The sequence below is a fragment of the Mesorhizobium sp. M0664 genome (assembly GCF_040320565.1).
Taxonomy (GTDB): Bacteria; Pseudomonadota; Alphaproteobacteria; order Rhizobiales; family Rhizobiaceae; genus Mesorhizobium.
In genome coordinates this window covers 56,774-78,385 of record NZ_JAMYPW010000011.1, presented here as the reverse complement: position 1 = coordinate 78,385, position 21,612 = coordinate 56,774, and the positions used below count along the sequence as shown (strand labels likewise).

The following is a 21,612-nucleotide window of genomic DNA, read 5'->3' as shown; positions in this document are numbered from 1 at the left end:
ATTCGAGGAGGCTTGCCTCTCAGCAACTGGAGCAGCACGCCATGCATTCGAATTCAGCAGGATCGCGCCTTCCCTGGTTCCTATTGGCGGCGCTCGCCGTCGGCGTCGTCGCACCGGCATTCGCCGGGACGCGCCATCATGACCGCGTCTATGCCGATTCCTTCGGCAATCTCGTCATCGACAGCGCCGCCGGCTACAAGCGTATCCTCGTTGGCGAGGGCAAGCTGGCCAAGGAATTGTCCGACTACACCAGCGCCGGCCAGCCCGACGTGATCTACGAAAACGAATCGGACGATGTCCGCGGCGGCGACTGCTATAGGCCGCCGGTTTTCGTCAAGGGCCGCAGCTATATGTACGGCCTCTCCGACGGCGAAATGCCGGAGCTCAGCCCCTGCCGCTGACGGCCACGCCGCCCTTGGTTGACGGCGCCGGCAGGGCAACAGCCGGCCCCAGCGAGACACGCACGCAATCGCGACCGCTGCCCTTCGCCTGATAGAGCGCTTTGTCGGCGCGCCGCAACAGGTCGGAAAAGCTTTCGCCCGGACCAAGCTCGGCAACGCCGAAGCTGGCGCTGCAGCGGTGATCCGCGGGCAGGCAGTCGATCGGCGTGGCACCGAAGGCGCTCCGCGTGCCCTCGGCAAAGAGCCGGGCGGCGGCTAGATTGGTCCCCGGCAGGAAAATCGCGAATTCCTCGCCGCCGATGCGGCCGGCGACATGATGGTCGGCCGCGGCATCGCGGAGAAAACCGGCAAAGGTCTCGATGACCCGATCGCCCGACGCGTGGCCGTAAGTATCGTTGATGCGCTTGAAATGGTCGAGATCGGCAATGACCAGTGCGGCTGGAACGGCGCGCCGCATGGCGTCATGCAGTGCGATCTCGGCATGGCGCTCGAAGCCCCCACGGTTGAGCAGCCGCGAAAGCGTGTCGGTTTCCGATTTCGACGTCGCCTCGGCGAGCACGTCGCGGACCAGGATAGCCAATGTCACCAGCGCAAGCGCCAGGCCGAACACGGTGCCGACCGACTGCGACACCAACGCATAGCTGGTCTGCGCATAAGATTGCGGGTTGGCGCCCCAGCCACCAAGCGCATGGGCGATGAAGGGTTTGCTGGCGAACTGCAAGGTGCTGGCCGCAAGGACAGCCATCAGCATATAGTCGAGCCGCTCGCGTCTTTGCCTGGACGACAAGACGATCGCCAGCCCGGTGAACTGCATGGCCGCATAGGGAAGCTGGTAGGCCGCCATTCGCACGAACGATTGGCGTGGCAGGTCCTGCACGAAGTAGACCGCGAGGGTGGCGAAGACCAGGAAGAACAGCATCGGCGGCCAAGGCGGCGAAACGCGGTATTTATGGGCAAGCCCGCCATTGAAGGCGACGGTAGCGCCAAGGAAGGCGGCAAAGGCGGCGACAACCACGGGGCGCGCATTGTCGAAGGCAGGAATGCTGAACTCGATCGCGAAATAAGCCGTGCCGAGCACATAGCCGAACGCCAGCCAGCGTGCCGACACCCGGCCGGCGTCATAGACCGCGATCGTCATGAAGGCCGCCGCCAGCAGCCCGGCAACGAACAGGTTGATCAGCAGGATGAAATTAGCGCTGCCCATGGCGTTTTGGCACTCCCCCGAACAGCAAATCACCAACGCGCGAAAAAGACGTTAATTCGAAGCCGTCGCTGACGCTCAGCCAGCACTGGTCCTATTGGGAAGGACGACCGTCTCAGGCCGCTGATAGGACAGGCATACGCTGTCGCGGCCACTCCTTTTGGCTCTGTAGAGCGCTTCGTCGGCGCGGCGCATCAGCGGGTCCAGCCCTTCGTCGCTGGCGCGGGCGGCCACGCCGAAGCTGGCGGTCACTCTTGTCTCGGGCGGAAGCCCGTCGATTCTGTCCGCCGAATAGAGCGTGCGAATGGTTTCGGCAAACAGTCTTGCCGCGCCAAGGTCGCTGAGCGGCAAAAGCACGGCGAACTCTTCGCCGCCGATGCGGCCGGCAACGCCGCGCGTACCTGCAGCCGACAGAAGCTTGGCAGCGAAGTCGGCGATGACGCGATCGCCGGCCGCGTGGCCATGTTGATCGTTGAGCGCCTTGAAATGATCGAGATCGGCAAGCACCAGAGCAACCGGCAATTGCGCCGTGGCACAGTGCTGCAGGACAAGCATGGCGCGCTCCTCGAAGCCGCGGCGGTTGAGCAGGCCCGACAGCGGGTCTGTCAGGGTTTCGGTCTTCAGGGCCTTCATCACATCGAGCGCGGCGGCGCCGAACAGGCAAAGCGCAATAAGCAGCGACAGCAATGCATGCGACAGCAGAGCCGTCGTCCAGTAGGACGAGGAGTAAAGCCCTTCATAGCTGGTGAACGGCCCATGCGCGATGACGACGGCAAGCGTCCGCCCCAGGAAGTTCAGGCCGGAAAGCAGCGACAGCACGAACAGGATCATTTCCGTCGGGCCGTTGTTGCGCACCACGCGCAACTCGGCGGCGACAGCCAGGCTGATGCCGCCGAAGCTGAAATTGATGGCAAGGATGCGCCAGGTGAGATCCGGCCGGGCAAAAAGAAACCACGAGAACGCGGCCAGGCCGCCGCAGGCCAGAATGCCGACCGCCGGGTAAGGCACGCGCCGCCCATAGCGCGCAATGACCGCGCCGGCGAGACAGCAGGTGGCGAAGGTGAAGCACAGGATCGAGATGAGCTTGGTCGGCGCCATGCCGACCGGCAGCGTGAAATACTGGAGCAGGAAGCCTGCGGCCGAGGCCGAGTAGCCCGCCGCCAGCACAGCCAGATAGGGACGGTGGCGCTGATAGAACCACAGCACGAGAAATGCCGCGCCGAGTGTGAGGGCGATGCCTGGATTGAGCAGCGCTATGAGCAGGCCGGTGTCCAAGCGCTGTAATTTCCCCTCGCTTCCCCTTGGAGGACCTTAGAGCGGAAGCCCAAACAAGCGGTTAAGCGAAAGCGAATATACGACAGGTGCGTCGACAAAGCCGCTGGGCGGAACCGCGAACGGCGAGCGGCGTTTCACGACGGCAACCAGGAGACGCTCCGATGGCCGACACGATCATGCTGACCGATCACGATGCAATTCGCTCATGGGCCGCGGCACGCGCCGGCTTTCCGGCGATCGTCGACGTGTCGCCCGAAGCCGGAACGCAGCCCATGCTGAGGCTGGTCTTCGGCCAGCATGCCTATCAGGACCAGGATGAGGCCGAACGTCCGGTCAATGCCGGCGGCTACGAACTGGTCGAATGGGATGAATGGTTCAAACTCTTCGACGAGCGCCAACTGGCGCTGGTCGTCGCAAAGGACCAACCCGGCCGTCGTGAGGGATTCCACGAATTCGTCAGGCGGCCCGACTGAAGAATGCCCGAACCGCATTGCGGCTCGGGCTCCTCATATCCGACTGCGCGCGCCTGCCCTATTTCCACTCGCGGATGTCGACGAAATGGCCGGCGATCGCCGCCGCCGCGGCCATTGCCGGCGACACCAGATGCGTCCGGCCCTTGAAGCCTTGGCGCCCTTCGAAATTGCGGTTCGAGGTCGAGGCGCAGCGCTCATGCGGCTTCAGCCGGTCGTCGTTCATGGCAAGGCACATCGAGCAGCCCGGCTCACGCCAGTCAAAGCCGGCGGCGACAAAGATCTTGTCGAGGCCTTCGGCCTCTGCCTGTTCCTTGACCAGGCCGGAGCCCGGCACGATCATCGCACTGACCCGCGGATTGACTTGTCTGCCCTCGATCACCTTGGCGGCGGCGCGCAGATCCTCGATGCGGCCATTGGTGCAGGAGCCGATGAAGACGCGATCGAGTTCGATATCGGTGATCTTGGTGCCCGGCTTCAGGCCCATATAGTCGAGTGCGCGCTGCTTGGAGGTGCGCTTGTTCTCATCAGTGATGTCGTCCGGGTTCGGCACGATGCCTTGCACCGAGACCACGTCCTCGGGCGAGGAGCCCCAGGAGACGATCGGCGGCAGCTTTGCCGCGTCGAGCACGACCACCTTGTTGAAATGCGCGCCTTCGTCGGACTGCAGCGTCTTCCAGTAGGCGAGCGCGGCGTCCCAGGCTTCGCCCTTGGGGGCGCGCGGCTTGTCCTTGACATAGGCGAAGGTGGTCTCGTCGGGCGCGATCAGGCCGGCGCGCGCGCCGGCTTCGATCGACATGTTGCAGATCGTCATGCGGCCTTCCATCGACAGCGCACGGATTGCCTCGCCCGCATATTCGATGACATAGCCGGTGCCGCCGGCCGTGCCGATCTCGCCGATGATGGCGAGGATGATGTCCTTGGCGGTGACGCCTTCCGGCAGTGCGCCGTCGACGCGCACCAGCATGTTCTTGGCCTTGCGCTGGATCAGCGTCTGCGTCGCCAGCACATGCTCGACTTCCGAGGTGCCGATGCCATGCGCCAGCGCCCCGAACGCGCCATGCGTCGAGGTGTGACTGTCGCCGCAGACGATGGTCATGCCGGGCAGCGTAAAGCCTTGCTCGGGACCGATGATGTGGACGATGCCCTGGCGGATATCCTTCTCGGAATAATATTCGATACCGAAATCCTTGGCGTTCTTGGCCAGCGCCTCGACCTGGATGCGGCTTTCCTCGTTCTTGATGCCGAACTTGCGCTCGGGCGAGGTCGACACATTGTGGTCGACCACGGCCAGCGTCTTTTCCGGATGCCGAACCTTGCGGCCGGTCATGCGCAGGCCTTCGAAAGCCTGCGGGCTGGTGACTTCGTGGACCAGATGGCGGTCGATATAGAGCAGGCAGGTGCCGTCGTCCTGGCGGTCGACGACATGGTCGTCGAAAATCTTGTCGTAGAGGGTGCGCGGTGCGCTCATTTGCTTAAATCCGTCGATTTAAAAAGGGAAAACGACGCCGGTCGGACCGGCGAAACAGCCTGGCGAGTCTGCCCTAGCTAAGTCGGCTGGTCAGCGCCCCGCAGACGCGCGCGGAAAATCGCGACGGCAGGCGTTTTCTGTCCTGCAGCACGAAACCCTTATAGGCCGGATCGCCAAAAAGCTCTTCCATGGCGCTGCTCATATCAATGTTTTGGCTTTTCAGCAATCGTGGCGGCCTTCGCAGGCGCTTCACAGCACCTCGAACACAAACGTCTTCACCAGCGCGTCGGGCTCGGCGATTGCGTAGCAGCGGAACCACGGGCTCTCCTCGACCGGCCGCCATTTTTTCGCCTGCTCCAGTTCGCCAAACACGGCTTGAAACCCGCCGCTTTCAAAAACCTGGTCGCGGACCGTGAAGATGGCGTGGCCGCCCGTCCTGGTGATGCGTACCAGTTCATGCAGGCCCGACGCCGGTGCGTGGCTGATGGTGAACACGCCGGTCGAGAAAAAGGCGCGGAAATACCCGTCCGCCCAAGGCAATGGCCCGCCGAGCATCGCCTGTTTCAGCTCGCTGTAGGCCTGCCGGCTGCCGGCGATTTTCAGCATGTCCTGCGACAGGTCGAGCCCGGCAATATCGTGGTAGCCGAGTGCCTTGAGCGACGGCCCCGACAGGCCGGTGCCGCAACCGGCGTCGAGCAGCGGCCCTTCGCCCGGCGGCACATGGCGCGCCACCCAGGCGGTGATCAGGAACGGCAGGAGATAGCCGAGCGCCGCGGTTTCGCCGTCATAGGTCGCGGCCCATTGCGCATAGGCCTTGGCGAGCGTCTCAGGCGTGTCGGCCGTATAGACCGCTTCCAGCGCCGCATTGGCCTTGTCGATGATCATGGGTCCTTCCCGGTCGCGTCCGCTCGATGGTAGCGCCGTTTTCGCCTGCCTTCTATTCCCCATGCTGGTGGCGCAGCCGCTTCTCCAGCGCCCGCAAGGCCAACGACAGGCCGACGGTCAGGATGAGATAGATATAGGCGACGATCGAATAGGTTTCGAAGAAGCGGAACGAGCCGGCGGCGTAGATCTTGCCCATCTGGGTGATGTCGGCGACGCCGAGCACCGAGACCAGCGAGGAATCCTTGACCATGGCGACGAAATCATTGCCGAGCGGCGGCAGGATGGTGCGGATCGCCTGCGGAAAGATGACCAGCCGGAAGCGCTGGGTGCGCGTCAGCCCGAGCGCCTTGGCCGCCTCGATCTGCCCCTTCTCGACCGCCTGGATGCCGGCGCGGAACACCTCCGAAATGAAGGCGGAATAGCCGATGGTCAGCGCCATGACGGCGCGCCAAAGCAACGACACGTCGCGTACCAGCAGCTCACCGAAGAGGCCGGCGCTTTGCAGCGGCGCCGTCAGCGCGTTCCATGCCGCGACGAAGGCCGGCGCGCCGGCAAAGGCGATCCAGAACAACAGCACCAGCATCGGCACGCCGCGGATGATCTCGACGTACAAGCGGGCGATCTGGCTGAGCCAGCGTGAGCCCGACAGGCCCATCAGCGCGACGCCGAGGCCGATCGCGCAAGCCAGCGCGAAGGCGACCACCGTGACGAAGATGGTGACGCCGATGCCCTTGGCGACGGTTGCGAAGACCTGGGCATAGACGTCGCTGGCAGCGATGAAGATGGCGGCGGCCAAGGCGATCGCCACGGCCACGGCAAGCCACCACGGGAAGTCGGATTTGGCTGAGGCGAGAGGCGCCGACGGCATCAAGCGGTACCGATAACAGAGTCACGAAGGCAGCGTTCTGTCACACCCCCCTCTGGCCTGCCGGCCATCTCCCCCTCAAGGGGGGAGATCGGCAGCTTTGACCTCGCGGCCCGTTCTGCAACACTGAAAATTGGCGAAAGCCGATGCGAAAGCCGATCTCCCCCCTTGAGGGGGAGATGTCCGGCAGGACAGAGGGGGGTGTACGAGCGCAGAGTCAGCGCGAGTTCCCGCGCACAATCGTCATGAAATGCGCGCAACAAGCGGGCCTACTGCCCCATCTTGTAATCAAGGAACCACTTCTTGTTGAGCGCGTCGAGCGTACCGTCGGCCTTGAGCGCAGCGATTGCCGCGTTGACCGGCTTCACCAGGTCGGAGCCCTTGGGGAAGATGAAGCCGAAATCCTCGGTGCCGAGTGGGCCGCCGATCAGCTTAAGGCCGCCATTGGACGCATCGACATAGCCCTTGCCGGCAGTGCCGTCGGTGAGCACGACGTCGACGTCGCCGGCCTTCAGCGCCTGCACCGTCGCGCCGAATGTCTCGAACAGCTTGATGCGCGGGTTCTGCTCGTTGCCGTCGAGCACGCTGTAGACGGCGGTGTAGAAGGGCGTGGTGCCGGCCTGCGCGCCGATCAGCCCGTCCTTGAAGGCGGCGAACGTCTTTGCATCGGTGAAGCGCTTCTCGTCGCCGCGCACCAGCATGAACTGTTCCGAGCGCATATACGGATCGGAGAAATCGACCTTCTGCTTGCGGTCGTCCTTGATGGTGATGCCGGTCATGCCGATGTTGTACTGATTGTCGGAAACCGCCTGGATCATCGCGTCCCAGGAGGTATTCTGGTATTCGACCTTGAAATTCAGCCGTTTGGCGATCTCGTTCATCGCGTCATATTCCCAACCGATCTGCTTGCCGGTCTTGGCATCGATGAACTGCAGCGGCGGATAGGCGTTTTCGGTCACCACCACCACTTTCTTGCCGCCGAGGTCGGGCAGCGCCTGCGCCAGAGCCGCGACAGGCACGAGAAGGCAAGCCAGCAGGCCGGCCAGCAGCAGTTTCGAATTGATCATGACGATGCTCCCCAGGAACTGAACCGCCTCGATCGGCCGAGGCATGCAGGAAATCCGGCGCCGACTTTAGCTTTCCGCCGGCGCCTTGCAAGCCGCTCCGATGCGGCGTTCGGCACGAAAATGGATTTCAATGCTTTCATCGGCGGCATTACGGAACGATCCGTATCGATTGCGGCCGATGCAGCCCGGCAAAATAGAATCCGCCTCGCGAAACAAAAAGGCGGCCGAAGCCGCCTTTCCGAAAATACGTTCTTGAAGAGCCTTATTCGGCGGCAGCTGCTTCCGCGGCCTTGGCGGCCTCGTCGGCGGCCTTCTTCTCGGCGGCGTCCTGCGCGGCCTTCTCGGCGGCCAGCGCCTGGGCGGCGGCCACTTTCTCGGCCTCGATGCGCGCCTTCTCGGCGTTCAGCGCATCGCGCTCTTCGTCGTTCAGCTTGCGGGCGCGCACGCCGGTGTTTTCCGAAATGCGGGCCGATTTGCCGCGACGGTCACGCAAATAGTACAGCTTGGCGCGACGCACCTTGCCGCGGCGCACGATCTCGACGCCTTCGACCATCGGTGAATAGACCGGGAACACCCGCTCCACGCCTTCGCCGTAGGAGATCTTGCGGACGGTGAAGTTTTCCTGGAAGCCGGCGCCGGCGCGGGCGATGACGACGCCCTCATAGGCCTGGACGCGGGTGCGGGTGCCTTCGGTCACACGGACCTGGACGCGCACGGTATCGCCGGGCTGGAATTCGGGGAGCTTGCGCTTGGCTTCGATCTTGGCGGCCTGCTCGGCCTCGAGCTGACGGAGGATGTCCATCTCAATAATCCACTTCTTGTTCTTCCGACAGTCAGAGCGTCCGACACTCGCCTTGCAGTCGCATCGACCGCTCGGCTATGCCCTTCGTTCGAGAACTTCTGTTCGAGAACATCGGGCAGGGGCGACTACACCGTCATTGTTGACGGGCCAGAAGATCGCTCTTGGCATATTTTCTTCCGGTTCGGCGCGCACATACAGCTATTTCGGCGCTTTGTCACGCCTTCGCTGTTTCTTTTTTGGCGCTGTTTCTTTTTGGCTGAGGCCGCTGTGGCAATCCCGTGATCGCTTGTGGTCCAGGGGGTTGCGCCCGCGCGTCAAGCTTCCTAAGCCGGAAGATAAGCATTTTCCTCCAGCGACGACACCCTCATGCCAATCTTGGACGCGGTCCTGCTCTTTCTCGCCGGCTTTCTATCAGGCGCGGTCAATGCCGTTGCCGGCGGCGGCACGTTCATAACCTTTGGCGCCATGACCCTGGCCGGCCTGCCGCCGATCGTCGCCAATGCGACATCGTCGGTGACGCAATTTCCTGGCTACATCACCTCGACGCTCGCCTATTGGCACGACATCAAGCATTTCTGGCGTGGCGCACTGCTGCTCAGCCTCATTTCGGCTCTGGGTGCGCTGTCTGGCGCGCTCATCCTTCTAGGGCTCGACAACCCGTCGTTCCGCGCCTTGGTGCCGTGGCTGCTGCTGGCGGCAACCGCATTGTTCGCTGCCGGGCCATGGCTGAAGCCGGCGCCCAAGCCGGAGCATGAGGCCGCGGTAGGTTCGCTGGTCGGGTCGCTGGCGCAGTTCGCCACCGCCGTCTATGGCGGCTTCTTCGGCGCCGGCATGGGCGTCATGATGCTGGCGACGCTCGGTCTCACCCAGTCCGGCGACTATCACCGGCTGAACGCATTGAAGAACATGCTGGCCGTGGTCATTGCTGCGGTTGCCATCCTCGTCTTCGTCTCGGGCGGCGTCATTGCCTGGCTGCAGGCGATCATCATGATCCCGGGTGGCGCGCTGGGTGGCTATGCCGGCGTCTGGATCGCCAGGCGCGTGCCGCAGAACGCGGTGCGCGGCTTCGTCATCGCCGTCGGCCTGTTCCTGGCTTTCTACTATTTCGATAAGGGCTGAGCGGCTGACAGATCCGGGCGTCGCTCCTTCGTCAGCCTCTCCGCTTCGGCCCGCCGCCACGCCGCGATCTTCCTGTGATTGCCCGAAATCAGCACTTCGGGGATCGGCCGCCCCTCGAATTCCTGCGGCCGTGTGTAATGCGGATGTTCGAGCAGGCCGTTTTCAAAGCTCTCTTCCTCGCCCGATTCCGCATTGCCCATGACGCCGGGCAACAGCCGCACCACCGCATCGAGCAGCACAAGTGCTGCCGGCTCGCCGCCGGACAGGATGAAGTCGCCGATCGACACTTCTTCGAGCCCCCGCGCTTCGATGACCCGCTGGTCGACGCCTTCGAAGCGACCGCAGACGATCACCGCACCCGGCCCAGCGGCGAGCTCGCGCACTCGCGCCTGTGTCAGCGGTTTTCCACGCGGACTCATTAGCAGTTTTGGACGCCGATCGCCCGGCGGCGAGGCATGGTCGATGGCGCTGGCCAGCACGTCCGCCCGCATCACCATGCCGGCGCCGCCGCCGGCCGGCGTGTCGTCGACGGTACGATGGCGATCGCTGGCGAAGTCGCGGATCTGGATTGCTTCGAGCGACCAGATGCCGGTCTCCAGCGCGCGTCCGGCCAGCGACAGCCCAAGCACGCCGGGAAACATCTCGGGATAGAGCGTCAGCACCGAAGCGGAAAAGCTCACCGGTTGCCTCCGGCGTCCTTCGGCCCGCGCGGCCTGCCCTTGGGGTCGAAGCTGTCGCGGTCGGCAGACGCTCCGTCGTCGTCCTCGACCAGCCCTGCCGCGGCCGGATCGACGCGGACAAAGCCACTGGCGATCGACACTTCCGGAACGGCGGCCTGCGTAAACGGAATAAGCACGCCTTTGCGCCCCGCCAGCGTCACGTCGAGAATGTCGCCGCCGCCGAAATTGTGCACGGCGACGACCTCGCCGATGGCGGCACCCGTGTCATCCCTGACCTCCAGCCCGACGAGGTCGGCATGATAGAATTCGTTCTCTTCGCCCTCGTCCGGCAACACCGAACGGTCGACGAACAATTCGGTGCCGGCGAGCGCCTCGGCGGCATTACGATCGCTGATGCCTTTGAAGCGCACCACCACCACGGTGTTGGCGGGCCTGATGTCGACGATCTGGAAGGCGCGGCCGTCCCTGGCATAGAGCGGACCGTAATCGGCCAGCGCCAGCGGATCGCCGGTAAAGCTCTTGACGCGCAACTCGCCCTTGATGCCATGCGCGGCACCGATCACGGCCATCTGGACGGGGTTTTGCGGCTTGCTCATCTGCGGAAAATCCTTTGCCTTGCTCTAACCCCAGCCCGTCGTCATTTCAATGACGCCGCTCTTCACCGCTTCCTAACCCGAGTGCCGGAAGATGGTAGGGAATTGGAAGAGCGCAATGCAGGAATTCCTCATCCCGGCAAAACCCGACCTTCAGGCGGCGCGCGAGGCCTGGCTGAAGATGCTGGCGCGAGAACGCCGGCTGTCGCCCGAAACCGTCGAGGCCTATGAGCGCGACACGCGCCAGTTCCTGCATTTCCTCACCGGCCATTGCGGCGGCTCGCCCGGCATTTCCGACATCGCCGATCTGCGCCCCGCCGATCTGCGCGGCTTTCTCGCTGCTCGCCGTGCCGGAGGCGCCGGCCCGCGTACGCTCGGGCGGGGGCTGGCCGGCATCCGCTCGCTGCTGCGTTTCCTGGAACGGCGCGGCCTCGCCAATGCGGCGGGTGCGGCGGCCTTGCGGGCGCCGCGGCAGCCGAAATCACTGCCCAAGCCGCTGACGGCAAGCGATGCAAAACACGTCGTCTCGGTGGAAGGCCAGGTGGCGGAGGAGCCGTGGATTGCCGCCCGCAACGCTGCCGTGCTGACATTGCTTTACGGTTCGGGCCTGCGCATTTCCGAGGCGCTCGGCCTGTCGAGCGCCGATCTGTCCTCGCCTGGTGATACCGTGCTGCGCGTCACCGGCAAGGGTGGCAAGACCCGGCTGGTGCCGGTTCTGCCGGTGGCGCTGCGGGCGATTGCTGAATACCGCCGCCTCTGCCCCTGGTATCTCGATCCCAAGGGCCTGCTGTTTCGCGGTGCCCGCGGCGGCCCGCTCAACCCGGCGATCGTCCAGCGCGACATGGCCAAGCTGCGCTCGGCGCTCAACCTGCCCGACACGGCGACGCCGCATGCGCTGCGCCATTCCTTCGCCACGCATCTGCTAGGGCGCGGCGGCGACCTGCGCACCATCCAGGAGTTGCTCGGCCACGCCAGCCTGTCGACAACCCAGATATACACCGGCGTCGACACCGCCAGGCTGCTCGAGATTTACGAAGCAGCTCATCCTCGTGCGTGATCGATGCATGTGTCGGTGGCCATCTCGCAACAATTTTGATGCGCCGGTTAACCGTTTTGCCGCTTTTTGCGCCTAGAACCGCAGCATGAAACGCCTCATCGCCATCGCCGACCGCGCGACCCATGTGTCGCTGAAGCTGCTCGTCGCGCTGAACGCCCTGTTTTTCCTCTCTTTCCTCATCGTCGCGCTGCTCGCGGCGGGCAAGGCACGCGCCGAGACTTCGGCCTGCACCGGTAGCGATATGCTGAGCGCGCTGCAAAAGGACGACCCGGCTGCCTACCGCAAGATCGAGGCGGAGGCGGCAGCGACGCCGAACGGCAAGGGCCTGCTGTGGAAGCTCGAAAAATCGGGCGAAAAACCGTCCTTCCTGTTCGGCACCATGCACGTTACCGACCCGCGCGTCACCACGCTGCCACCCGCCGCACAGAAGGCATTCGATGCGGCTGGCACCGTCATCATCGAGACCACCGAAGTGCTCGACAAGCAGAAGATGATGGCAGCAATGCTGAAAGAGCCGGATCTGATGATGTTCACCGACAAGACGACGCTTTCGTCGCTGCTGTCGCCGGAGGATGCGGCGGTGGTCAACAAGGCGCTCGATGCGCGTGGCATCCCGCCAGCGACCGTCGCCAAGATGAAACCTTGGTTGCTGTCGGCGATGGTGGCGCTACCTGCATGCGAAGTCGCCCGCCAGGCTGGCGGTGCGCCAGTGCTCGACGTCAAGCTTGCCAAGGACGCCGAGGCTTCGGGCAAATCGGTCGAGGGGCTGGAGACAATCGCCGACCAGCTGCGCGCCATGGCTTCGCTGCCGATCGCCTTTCACCTGAAGGGACTGGTCGATACGCTGAAGCTTGGCGACAAGGTGAACGACGTCAACGAAACCATGATCGTGCTTTACCGGCGTGGCGACACTGGCATGTATGTACCGCTGTTTCGGGCTATCGTCCCCGAACAGGTAGACGACCAATCGGGTTACGCCGAATTCGAGCAGACCATGATCACCAGCCGCAACAAGGTGATGGTCGATCGTGCAGCGCCGATCCTCGCCCACGGCAATGTCTTCATGGCGGTCGGCGCCATGCACCTTCCCGGAGCGCAAGGCTTGGTCGAGGGTTTCCGCAAGACCGGCTATACGGTGACCGCCGTCAACTGAACGACACGGCGGAGTTGCGCACCGAATCATTGCCGAGGCGGGACCAGCCCTTACGCGTGGCGCGACGGCGGACCAGCCGCGCTTCGTACCAAGAAACCGAAAAAGGTTCGGTTTGGCTCGATCGAACCCATTTTGCGGTGGAAATGCATGCCTGCGAGCGATTCCGGATCAGAATTGCCCTGTTTTCGGCGTTTTCAACGCCTAATGTGAAACCGATTCAACGATTGTACGTTGATGGCTATTACTTGATGTTTTTCATCCACGGAGGACACTTTTATGGCGAACACACCCAATCCGAACGACCCATTCACCTCGCCGGGCTCCGCACGGCCAAGCGGCGGCGGCAGCGGCTGGCTGATTGCCCTGGTCGTCGTTATCCTGGCAATTGTCGCCTATTATGTTTTTGGAAGACGTAGCGAGGCACCTGCGCCTGCCGAACCGCCCGCAGCCAGCACACCAGCTCCGGCCCCAGCGCCGGCCGAGCCGATGAAACCAGCCGAACCGGCTCCTGCGCCAGCTCCGGCAACACCCGCTCCGGCTCCGGCCCCGGCAACACCGGCTCCGGCTCCGGCCCCTGCGCCAGCCCCAGCACCAGCGCCGGCACCGGCTCAGTAATCAGACTGCTGATTTAATATATGAACGGTCCGCTGAAAGGCGGGCCGTTTTTTTGGGGAGCAGCCGTCGATGCTCTGAGCTGCGATTAGCCATGGGCCAACTTCATCTTCGTCATCCAGCGCGGAGCAGGAGCGAAGCGACATCGCGGAGACCCTGGAATCCATCTGCGGTTGAGAATGGAAGCCGTCTGTGGTGATCCTTCGCGCCCCTCTCTGTCCTGCCGGACATCTCCCCACTTGGGGCCACTTGGGGGAGATTGGCTATTTCGCCAATCGCCACCGTCGCCTGCGATTCAACCGCTCAGATATGGATCGGCTTGAAGAACGTCGCCAATGCCGCGTCCTTTACCGCTTCCGACATTGTCGGATGGGCGTGACAGGTGCGGGCTAGGTCTTCCGACGAGCCGCCAAATTCCATCAGCACGGCCGCCTCGTGGATCATCTCGCCGGCGCCGAAGCCGACGATGTGGACGCCGAGTACACGGTCGCTGGCCTTGTCGGCCAGGATTTTCACAAAGCCGTCGGTGTGCAGCATGGCGCGCGCGCGGCCATTGGCGCTGAACGGGAATTTTCCGGCCTTGTAGTCGATGCCGGCCTTCTTCAATTCTTCTTCGGTCTTGCCGATCGTGGCGATTTCCGGCGTGGTGTAGACGACGCTCGGAATCACGTCATAGTTCACATGACCGGCCTGGCCGGCGATGGTCTCGGCCACCGCCACGCCCTCGTCTTCGGCCTTGTGGGCAAGCATCGGCCCGGCGATGACATCGCCGATGGCGTAGATGCCGGGCACGTTGGTCCTGAGATGGCCGTCGGTCTTGACCCGGCCGCGCTCGTCGACGTCGACGCCGGCCTCCTTCAGCCCGAGAGCGTCCGAATAGGCCCGTCGTCCCGTCGCAATCAGCACCGCGTCCGCCTCGATCGTCTCGGCCGCACCGCCCTTGACCGGCTCGAAGGTAACCGTCGCCCCCTTCTTGGCCTTGGCGACGCCGGTCACCTTGGCGCCCAGCCTGAATTCAAAGCCCTGCTTCGACAGCAGGCGCTGGAACTGCTTGGAGACCTCGCCATCCATGCCGCCCAGGATGGTATCGAGGAACTCGACCACGGTGACCTTGGCGCCGAGCCGCGCCCATACCGAGCCGAGCTCCAGACCGATGACACCACCGCCGACCACCACCAGATGGCCCGGCACCTTGTCCAGCGACAGCGCGCCGGTCGACGAGACGATCACCTTCTCATCGAAATCGACCTCGACGCCGGGAATGCCGGCGACGTCGGAGCCGGTGGCGATGACGATGTTCTTGGTCTCGATCTCCTCGACCTTGCCGTCATCGGAGGTCACCGACACCTTGCCGGCCGCAACCACCTTGCCGGTGCCACGAAAACTGTCGATCTTGTTCTTCTTGAACAGGAAGGCGACGCCATTGACGTTGGCCGTCACCGTCGCATCCTTGTGTGCCATCATCTTCCCAAGGTTGAGCTTGGGCGCGCCGATCTCGACGCCGAGCGCCTCGAAGGAATGGCCGGCCTCGGCAAACATCTCGGACGCATGCAGCAGCGCCTTTGACGGGATGCAGCCGATGTTGAGGCAGGTGCCGCCGAAGGTCGGGTTCTTTTCGACCACCGCCGTCTTCAGACCGAGCTGCGCCGCCTTGACGGCGCAGACATAGCCGCCTGGTCCCGATCCGATGATAACGACGTCATAGGCCATGATACTGTCCCCTTTTGCTTTAGCGGCCGCCGCCGATTTCCAGATTGGCGCCGGTTGTGTAGGACGCCTCGTCCGACAGCAGCCAGAGAATTGCGGCTGCGACTTCCTCGGCGGTGCCGACGCGCTGCATAGGCACCACCTTGCGCATTCTCTCGGCCCGATCCGGCTGACCGCCGGAGGCATGAATTTCGGTGTCGATGATGCCCGGGCTGACCGCGTTGACACGAATGCCTTCGCCGGCCACTTCGCGGGCAAGCCCGACGGTGAAGGAATCGACCGCGCCCTTGGAGGCGGCGTAGTCGACATATTGACCCGGCCCGCCAAGCCTTGCCGCGATCGAAGAAACATTGGCGATGGCACCGCCCTTGCCGCCATGCCTGGTCGACATCCGCTTCACCGCCTCGCGGGCGCAAAGCATCGGCGCGATCACATTGATGCGCATCATGCGCTCCAGCCTCGCAGCGCTCAGCTCGTCGACGCGCGCGCTCTGGTCGACCACGCCGGCATTGTTGACGAGCGCGTCGAGCCGACCGAAACGGGCATCGACAGCCTCGAACATGGCCAACACGTCCGTCTCGCTGCCGACATCGCCCTTGACCGCAAAGGCTTCTCCGCCAGCAGCCTCGATGTCGGCGACCACCGTTTCGGCGGCTTTTGCATTCGACATGTAATTGACCGCAATACGATAGCCGGCCCTGGCGGCAAGCCTGCATGTAGCGGCGCCGATGCCGCGGCTGCCGCCGGTCACCAGCAGGATCTTTCCGCTCGCGCTCATTCCTGACATCCTTTCAGGGCAAAGACGTCCCAGGGCACCTTGGAAAAGCCGTTGGCGCCGTAGGCCGCCGACATCTGCAACGACGCTCCCAGATCGGGCAGGATCAGCTTCTTCGGCGCATCCTTTCCTTCGCCCGGCAGCAACGCGATATTGCCCTGGTCGTCGGCAGTGTAGATGACGCCCTCCCACACGGTGCAGGCGGCGAGCTCGTCGCCGGTGACGTCGCCGGCCGGGCATTTGTACATCAGCGAGCCATGCGGCCGCGCCGCGCTCTCGGTCCACATGACGATGCCGTCGAGCACGACGCCCTTGTCGAGCACCATCTTGAAGCTGTTGGTGACGGCGGCCGACTCGCCGGTCGGCCTGAAATCGATCTCGGCGGCGTTTTCAGGATCGCCATAGACGGCGAGCTCGAGCGGGCAGGCGGCGTGCGCGACCGCCGGGATCATCGCCGCGCCGACCGCTATCGATGCGGTCGACAGGCTTTCGGACAAGAAAGAACGGATCGTCACTGCTATCCGCCTTGAACAGCTTGATCGAGGATGAAGACCGTCGAAAGAAAATAGTCTATCTCAAACGCTACGTTTTCATTCCTGTCGACCGGAACCGCGTTCACCTCGTATTTGAGGGTCAAGATGCGAGAACTCTCCGCCAGCTCAATATAGACGTCGCGCTCACGACCGCCGCCGATTGCCCACTTGAACTCGCTCTTGTTCAGGAACTGCAGTGCCTTGGGCAAGGTATGTATGGCAATCGGTTTTGTGCCTGCAAAAGTCACGGGATGCCGGCCCACATCGACGTTAAGATGGCCGTACCAAGTCGCCATCGTTCCACCCGATTCCAGTCTTCCGAAGACAGGCTCGACACTAATCGACCTCAGACGAAAATCGGGACTGAAGAAGAACTCGCAATTGGCACCATAGATGCACCACGCCGATCCGGCGTCCCCGTGGCGATAATGATTGTCCGCCCGCAGATCCTCCGGATCTATCAAGCTGCGAACCGTCTCGCGGTCGCTCTTGCCGAGCTCGATTGGGCCAGCACGGCCTGTCGACAATAGTTCGAACAGATCTATCGGGTCGATCGGCTCAGCCACCGGAGCCCCCTAGAGGTCGAGCACCAGCCGCTCGGGATCCTCCAGGCTTTCCTTGACCCGGACCAGGAAAGTCACCGCTTCCTTGCCGTCGACGATGCGGTGGTCGTAGGACAGCGCCAGATACATCATCGGCCGGATCACGATCTGGCCGCCGACCACCACCGGCCGCTCCTGGATCTTGTGCATGCCCAAAATGCCCGACTGCGGCGCATTGAGGATCGGCGTCGACATCAGCGACCCGTAAACGCCACCGTTGGAAATCGTGAACGTGCCGCCTTGCATATCGGCGACGGAGAGCTTGCCGTCGCGCGCCGCAAGCCCCAGCCTGCCGATGTCCTTCTCGATTTCGGCGATGGACATCTGGTCGGCATTGCGCACAACCGGCACGACAAGGCCTTTCTCTGTACCGACGGCAACGCCGATATGAGCGTAGTTCTTGAAGATGATGTCGGTGCCGTCGATCTCGGCATTGACCGACGGGATCTCCTTCAGCGCATGGGTGACGGCCTTGGTGAAGAAGCCCATGAAGCCGAGCTTCACGCCGTGCTTCTTCTCGAACACGTCCTTGTATTTGCCCCTCAGCGCCATCACCGCGCTCATGTCGACCTCGTTGAAGGTGGTCAGCATGGCGGCGGTCGATTGCGCTTCCTTGAGGCGGCGCGCGATCGTCTGGCGCAGCTTGGTCATGCGCACGCGCTCCTCGCGCGACGCATCGTCGGCCGGGGACGGCGCGCGCGCGGCAACGGGTGCCGGTACAGGCGCTGCCTTCGGCATTTCGGCCGGCTGCGACGGCGCGCCCCTGGCGATAAGGTCGAGCACGTCGCCTTTCAGCACCTGGCCGCGCTTGCCCGAGCCCGACACCTGGTCGACCGCGAGATTGTGCTCGGCCAGCAGCTTTGCCGCCGACGGCGCCGGCGGCATTGTGCGCGTCTCGATCGCGCCGGCGTCGCCGGCGATCTTGGCCGTCTCGGCAGCGGCCTGCTTGACGCTCGAGGCTGCGGTGGGAGCCGAAGCCTGCGATACCGCATCCTGTTTGTCCGCCGGAGCGGCGGCGGCATTGGCTGCCGCGCCGGCGCCCGCCGAAATCGTGCCGAGCAGTGCGCCGACGCCGACCGTCTCGCCTTCCTTGACGGCGATCTCGGCGAGCGTGCCCGCGGCGGCGGCCGGCACTTCCACCGTCACCTTGTCGGTTTCGAGCTCAACCAGCGGCTCATCGGCGGCGATCGCGTCGCCGACCTTCTTGAACCATTTGCCGATGGTCGCCTCGGTGACGGATTCACCAAGTGTCGGGACGCGGATTTCGGTTGCCATTGTGCCTGTCCGTTTCTTTCGGTTCTGTTCTATTCACCAAGCGCGTCGTCGAGCAAGGCGGCAAGCTGGGCGAGATGCTTCGACATCAATCCGGTCGCCGGCGAGGCGGCGGCTGGCCGGCCTGTATAGCGCACCCGCTGATGCTTGGCGTCGATATGCGCCAGCACCCATTCGAGATACGGGTCGATGAACGACCATGCGCCCATGTTCTTGGGCTCCTCCTGGCACCACACCATCTCGGCATTGCGAAAGCGCGACAGTTCGGTGATCAGCGCCTTGGCCGGGAACGGATAGAGCTGCTCGACGCGCAGCAAATAGATGTCGTTGATGCCGCGCTTCTCGCGCTCTTCGTAGAGGTCGTAATAGACCTTGCCCGAACAGAGCACGACACGGCGGATTTTCGAATCCTTGGTGAGCTTGATGGCCTGGCCTGACAGCAGCTGGGCATCGTCCCACAACAGCCGGTGAAAGGCGCTTTCGCCCGACATTTCCGGCAGCGTCGATACCGCCCGCTTGTGGCGCAGCAGCGACTTCGGCGTCATCAGGATCAGCGGCTTACGGAAGTCCCGCTTCAATTGCCGGCGCAAGATGTGGAAGTAATTGGCCGGCGTCGTGACGTTGGCGACCTGCATATTGTCTTCGGCGCAAAGCTGCAGGAAGCGCTCGAGCCGGGCCGACGAGTGCTCCGGCCCCTGGCCTTCATAGCCATGCGGCAGCAGGCAGACGAGGCCCGACATTCTGAGCCATTTGCGCTCGCCCGACGAGATGAACTGGTCGAACACCACCTGGGCGCCGTTGGCGAAGTCGCCGAACTGCGCTTCCCACAGCGTCAGCGCCTTCGGCTCGGCCAGCGAGTAGCCATATTCAAAGCCGAGCACGGCCTCTTCCGACAGCATCGAGTTGATGACCTCGAAGCCGGCCTGCGCCGCCGACAGATTGTTGAGCGGAATGTAGCGTGTCTCGTCGCGCTGGTCGTAGAGCACGGAATGGCGCTGCGAGAAGGTGCCGCGCTCCGAATCCTGTCCGGACAGCCGGATCGGATTGCCGTCGAGCAGGATGGCGCCGAAGGCCAGCGCCTCGGCCGTCGACCAGTCGATGCCTTCGCCGGACTCGATCGCCTGGCGGCGGTTGTCGAGGAAGCGGATGATCGTCCTGTGCGCCTCGAAATCCTTCGGCACCTCGGTCAGTTTCTTGCCGATCTCCTTCAGCATCTTGACCGGCACGGCGGTCTTGCCGCGCCGCTGTTCGTCCTGGTTGTCGGCCGAGCGCAGGCCGGACCACGCGCCGTCCAGCCAGTCCGCCTTGTTCGGCTTGTAATGCTGGCCCACCTCGAATTCCTGCTCGAGATGCGCCCGCCAATCGGCCTTCATCTTTTCGAACTCGGCCTGGGTGATGTGGCCTTCGGAAATCAGCCGGTCGGCATAGATCTGCACCGTCGTCTTCTGGTTGCGGATCTTGCGATACATGATCGGTTGGGTGAAGGCGGGCTCGTCGCCCTCATTGTGGCCGAAGCGGCGGTAGCAGAACATGTCCACCACGACAGGCTTGTGGAACTTCATGCGGAATTCGATCGCCACCTTGGTGGCATGGACCACGGCTTCCGGATCGTCGCCATTGACGTGGAAGATCGGCGCCTCGATCATCTTGGCCACGTCGGACGGATAGGGCGACGAGCGCGAGAAGCGCGGGTTGGTGGTGAAGCCGATCTGGTTGTTGATGATGAAATGCAGCGTGCCGGCGACGCGGTGGCCGCGCAGGCCCGACAGGCCGAGGATTTCGGCAATCACGCCCTGACCGGCAAAGGCGGCGTCGCCATGCAACAGCAGCGGCAGCACCTTGGCGCGCTCTTCCAGCGGCACGATCTCCTCGCGGCTGCGGCCGAACAGATAGTCCTGCTTGGCGCGCGCCTTGCCCATCACCACCGGGTCGACGATTTCCAGATGCGAGGGATTGGCGGTCAGCGACAGATGCACCTTGTTGCCGTCGAACTCGCGATCCGACGAGGCACCGAGATGGTACTTCACATCGCCCGAGCCCTCGACCTCGTCGGGCGCAGCCGAGCCGCCCTTGAACTCATGGAAAATGGCGCGGTGCGGCTTGGCCATCACCTGCGACAGCACGTTCAGCCGGCCGCGATGCGCCATGCCGAGCACGATCTCCTTCATGCCGAGCTGGCCGCCGCGCTTGATGATCTGCTCCAGCGCCGGGATCAGCGACTCGCCGCCATCGAGGCCGAAGCGCTTGGTGCCCTTGTACTTGACATCGATGAATTGCTCGAAGCCTTCCGCCTCGACAAGCTTCTGCAGGATCGCCTTCTTGCCGGCGGCGGTGAAGGAGATCTCCTTGTCGGTGCCCTCGATGCGCGCCTGGATCCAGGCCTTCTCCTCGGGATCGGAAATATGCATGAATTCGACGCCGAGCGTCGAGCAATAGGTCCGGGTCAGGATATCGAGCATCTGCCGGATGGTGCCGAATTCCAGCCCGAGCACATTGTCGAGGAAGATCGGCCGGTCGTAATCGGCTTCGGTGAAGCCGTAATTCTCCGGCGACAGCTCGTTATAATCCTCGAGCGGCTTGGCAATGCCCAGCGGATCGAGATTGGCGTGCAAATGGCCGCGCATGCGGAAGGCGCGGATCATCATGATGGCGCGGACGGAATCGCGCGTCGCCTGATGCACGTCGGCGTCGGAAAGCGCTGCGCCGTTGCCGACCGCCCTGTCCTTGACCTTCTTTTCGATGTGCTTTTCGACCAGGCCCCAATTGCCGTCCAGCGCCGAGACCAGCTCGCCATTGGCCTGCATCGGCCAGGAGGGCTTGGCCCAAGAGGCGCCCTTGGCGTTCCTGCGCACGTCGCCGGCGTCATCCTTCAGCGCCGCGAAGAAGTCCTGCCATTCGGGATCGACCGACGCGGGATCGTCCTCATAGGCGGCATAGAGCGCGTCGATATAATCGGCATTGCCGCCATAGAGGAAAGAGGTAAGCGAAAACTGGTCGTTGGCCTGATCTTGTCTTGCCATGTCACTGTCGAAGCCTTTGCTTCGTCTCCTTTGTTGGAGGGGAGTAAGGGAA

Annotated in this window: 20 protein-coding genes; 5 read left to right on the top strand and 15 right to left on the bottom strand. The window is 63.6% G+C overall.

The genetic code is table 11. The features are described from left to right. Window positions 1-41: 41 nt before the first annotated feature. Window positions 42-401, top strand: a complete 360-nt coding sequence (locus NKI39_RS13945; protein ID WP_352450158.1) for a hypothetical protein — start codon at window positions 42-44, stop codon at window positions 399-401. Here NKI39_RS13945 and NKI39_RS13940 read toward each other — a convergent pair. Next, window positions 385-1,605, bottom strand: coding sequence for a GGDEF domain-containing protein (locus NKI39_RS13940; protein ID WP_352832393.1), 1,221 nt, complete (start codon window positions 1,603-1,605; stop codon window positions 385-387). The genes NKI39_RS13945 and NKI39_RS13940 overlap by 17 nt on opposite strands. 75 nt (window positions 1,606-1,680) lie before the next feature. Next, on the bottom strand, window positions 1,681-2,877 hold the full coding sequence (locus tag NKI39_RS13935) for a GGDEF domain-containing protein (protein WP_352832390.1): 1,197 nt from the start codon (window positions 2,875-2,877) through the stop codon (window positions 1,681-1,683). A 161-nt stretch (window positions 2,878-3,038) separates the two neighbouring features. Between NKI39_RS13935 and NKI39_RS13930 the strand changes: the two genes are divergently transcribed. After that, the gene (locus tag NKI39_RS13930) at window positions 3,039-3,350 is read left to right on the top strand and encodes a hypothetical protein (RefSeq protein WP_023679773.1); all 312 of its coding nucleotides are present in this window, start codon (window positions 3,039-3,041) and stop codon (window positions 3,348-3,350) included. Between the two features lie 58 nt (window positions 3,351-3,408). On the opposite strand, the gene leuC is transcribed toward NKI39_RS13930, so the two are convergent. From leuC to rplS, 5 genes are all read right to left on the bottom strand, one after another. After that, window positions 3,409-4,818 carry a 3-isopropylmalate dehydratase large subunit gene (gene leuC, locus NKI39_RS13925; RefSeq protein WP_352470795.1) on the bottom strand — a complete coding sequence of 470 codons (1,410 nt, stop codon included), beginning with the start codon at window positions 4,816-4,818 and terminating at the stop codon, window positions 3,409-3,411. A 249-nt stretch (window positions 4,819-5,067) separates the two neighbouring features. Continuing rightward, window positions 5,068-5,703 carry a class I SAM-dependent DNA methyltransferase gene (locus tag NKI39_RS13920; protein ID WP_352817296.1) on the bottom strand — a complete coding sequence of 212 codons (636 nt, stop codon included), beginning with the start codon at window positions 5,701-5,703 and terminating at the stop codon, window positions 5,068-5,070. 52 nt (window positions 5,704-5,755) lie between these two features. Next, window positions 5,756-6,571, bottom strand: coding sequence for an amino acid ABC transporter permease (locus tag NKI39_RS13915; protein ID WP_352540836.1), 816 nt, complete (start codon window positions 6,569-6,571; stop codon window positions 5,756-5,758). Window positions 6,572-6,837: 266 nt separating this feature from the next. Then, window positions 6,838-7,635: a transporter substrate-binding domain-containing protein gene (locus tag NKI39_RS13910; RefSeq protein WP_031212709.1), complete on the bottom strand. Its 798-nt coding sequence runs from the start codon at window positions 7,633-7,635 to the stop codon at window positions 6,838-6,840. Window positions 7,636-7,897: 262 nt separating this feature from the next. Further along, a complete protein-coding gene (rplS, locus tag NKI39_RS13905; protein WP_254817835.1) occupies window positions 7,898-8,437 on the bottom strand; it encodes a 50S ribosomal protein L19 in 540 nt (179 codons plus the stop codon). 366 nt (window positions 8,438-8,803) lie between these two features. Here rplS and NKI39_RS13900 point away from each other — a divergent pair, with 366 nt between their 5' ends. Next, window positions 8,804-9,556, top strand: a complete 753-nt coding sequence (locus tag NKI39_RS13900; RefSeq protein ID WP_023679781.1) for a sulfite exporter TauE/SafE family protein — start codon at window positions 8,804-8,806, stop codon at window positions 9,554-9,556. On the opposite strand, the gene trmD is transcribed toward NKI39_RS13900, so the two are convergent. Both trmD and rimM read right to left on the bottom strand, forming a co-directional pair. After that, window positions 9,538-10,236 carry a tRNA (guanosine(37)-N1)-methyltransferase TrmD gene (gene trmD / locus NKI39_RS13895; RefSeq protein ID WP_352540835.1) on the bottom strand — a complete coding sequence of 233 codons (699 nt, stop codon included), beginning with the start codon at window positions 10,234-10,236 and terminating at the stop codon, window positions 9,538-9,540. The two genes, NKI39_RS13900 and trmD, sit on opposite strands and share 19 nt — an antisense overlap. After that, complete coding sequence (gene rimM / locus NKI39_RS13890; RefSeq protein WP_352540834.1) at window positions 10,233-10,832, bottom strand: ribosome maturation factor RimM; 600 nt, start codon at window positions 10,830-10,832, stop codon at window positions 10,233-10,235. The genes trmD and rimM overlap by 4 nt, the downstream gene beginning before the upstream one ends. 115 nt (window positions 10,833-10,947) lie before the next feature. Here rimM and NKI39_RS13885 point away from each other — a divergent pair, with 115 nt between their 5' ends. Together NKI39_RS13885 and NKI39_RS13880 are read left to right on the top strand one after the other, a co-directional pair. Next, on the top strand, window positions 10,948-11,886 hold the full coding sequence (locus NKI39_RS13885; protein ID WP_352540833.1) for a tyrosine recombinase XerC: 939 nt from the start codon (window positions 10,948-10,950) through the stop codon (window positions 11,884-11,886). A gap of 85 nt (window positions 11,887-11,971) precedes the next feature. Beyond that, window positions 11,972-13,039 carry a TraB/GumN family protein gene (locus NKI39_RS13880; protein WP_352832385.1) on the top strand — a complete coding sequence of 356 codons (1,068 nt, stop codon included), beginning with the start codon at window positions 11,972-11,974 and terminating at the stop codon, window positions 13,037-13,039. A gap of 915 nt (window positions 13,040-13,954) precedes the next feature. Here the strand turns inward: NKI39_RS13880 and lpdA are convergent. From lpdA to NKI39_RS13850, 6 genes are all read right to left on the bottom strand, one after another. After that, window positions 13,955-15,361, bottom strand: a complete 1,407-nt coding sequence (lpdA, locus tag NKI39_RS13875; protein ID WP_352832383.1) for a dihydrolipoyl dehydrogenase — start codon at window positions 15,359-15,361, stop codon at window positions 13,955-13,957. 19 nt (window positions 15,362-15,380) lie between these two features. Continuing rightward, a complete protein-coding gene (locus NKI39_RS13870; protein ID WP_352470803.1) occupies window positions 15,381-16,136 on the bottom strand; it encodes an SDR family oxidoreductase in 756 nt (251 codons plus the stop codon). Then, a complete protein-coding gene (locus tag NKI39_RS13865; RefSeq protein ID WP_352832430.1) occupies window positions 16,133-16,585 on the bottom strand; it encodes a hypothetical protein in 453 nt (150 codons plus the stop codon). The genes NKI39_RS13870 and NKI39_RS13865 overlap by 4 nt, the downstream gene beginning before the upstream one ends. 65 nt (window positions 16,586-16,650) lie before the next feature. Further along, window positions 16,651-17,232 carry a hypothetical protein gene (locus tag NKI39_RS13860; protein WP_352832380.1) on the bottom strand — a complete coding sequence of 194 codons (582 nt, stop codon included), beginning with the start codon at window positions 17,230-17,232 and terminating at the stop codon, window positions 16,651-16,653. A 9-nt stretch (window positions 17,233-17,241) separates the two neighbouring features. After that, on the bottom strand, window positions 17,242-18,543 hold the full coding sequence (odhB, locus tag NKI39_RS13855; RefSeq protein ID WP_352470805.1) for a 2-oxoglutarate dehydrogenase complex dihydrolipoyllysine-residue succinyltransferase: 1,302 nt from the start codon (window positions 18,541-18,543) through the stop codon (window positions 17,242-17,244). Window positions 18,544-18,572: 29 nt separating this feature from the next. Continuing rightward, entirely contained in the window at window positions 18,573-21,560 is a 2,988-nt protein-coding gene (locus NKI39_RS13850) for a 2-oxoglutarate dehydrogenase E1 component (RefSeq protein ID WP_352615459.1), read from the bottom strand. Window positions 21,561-21,612: the final 52 nt, after the last annotated feature.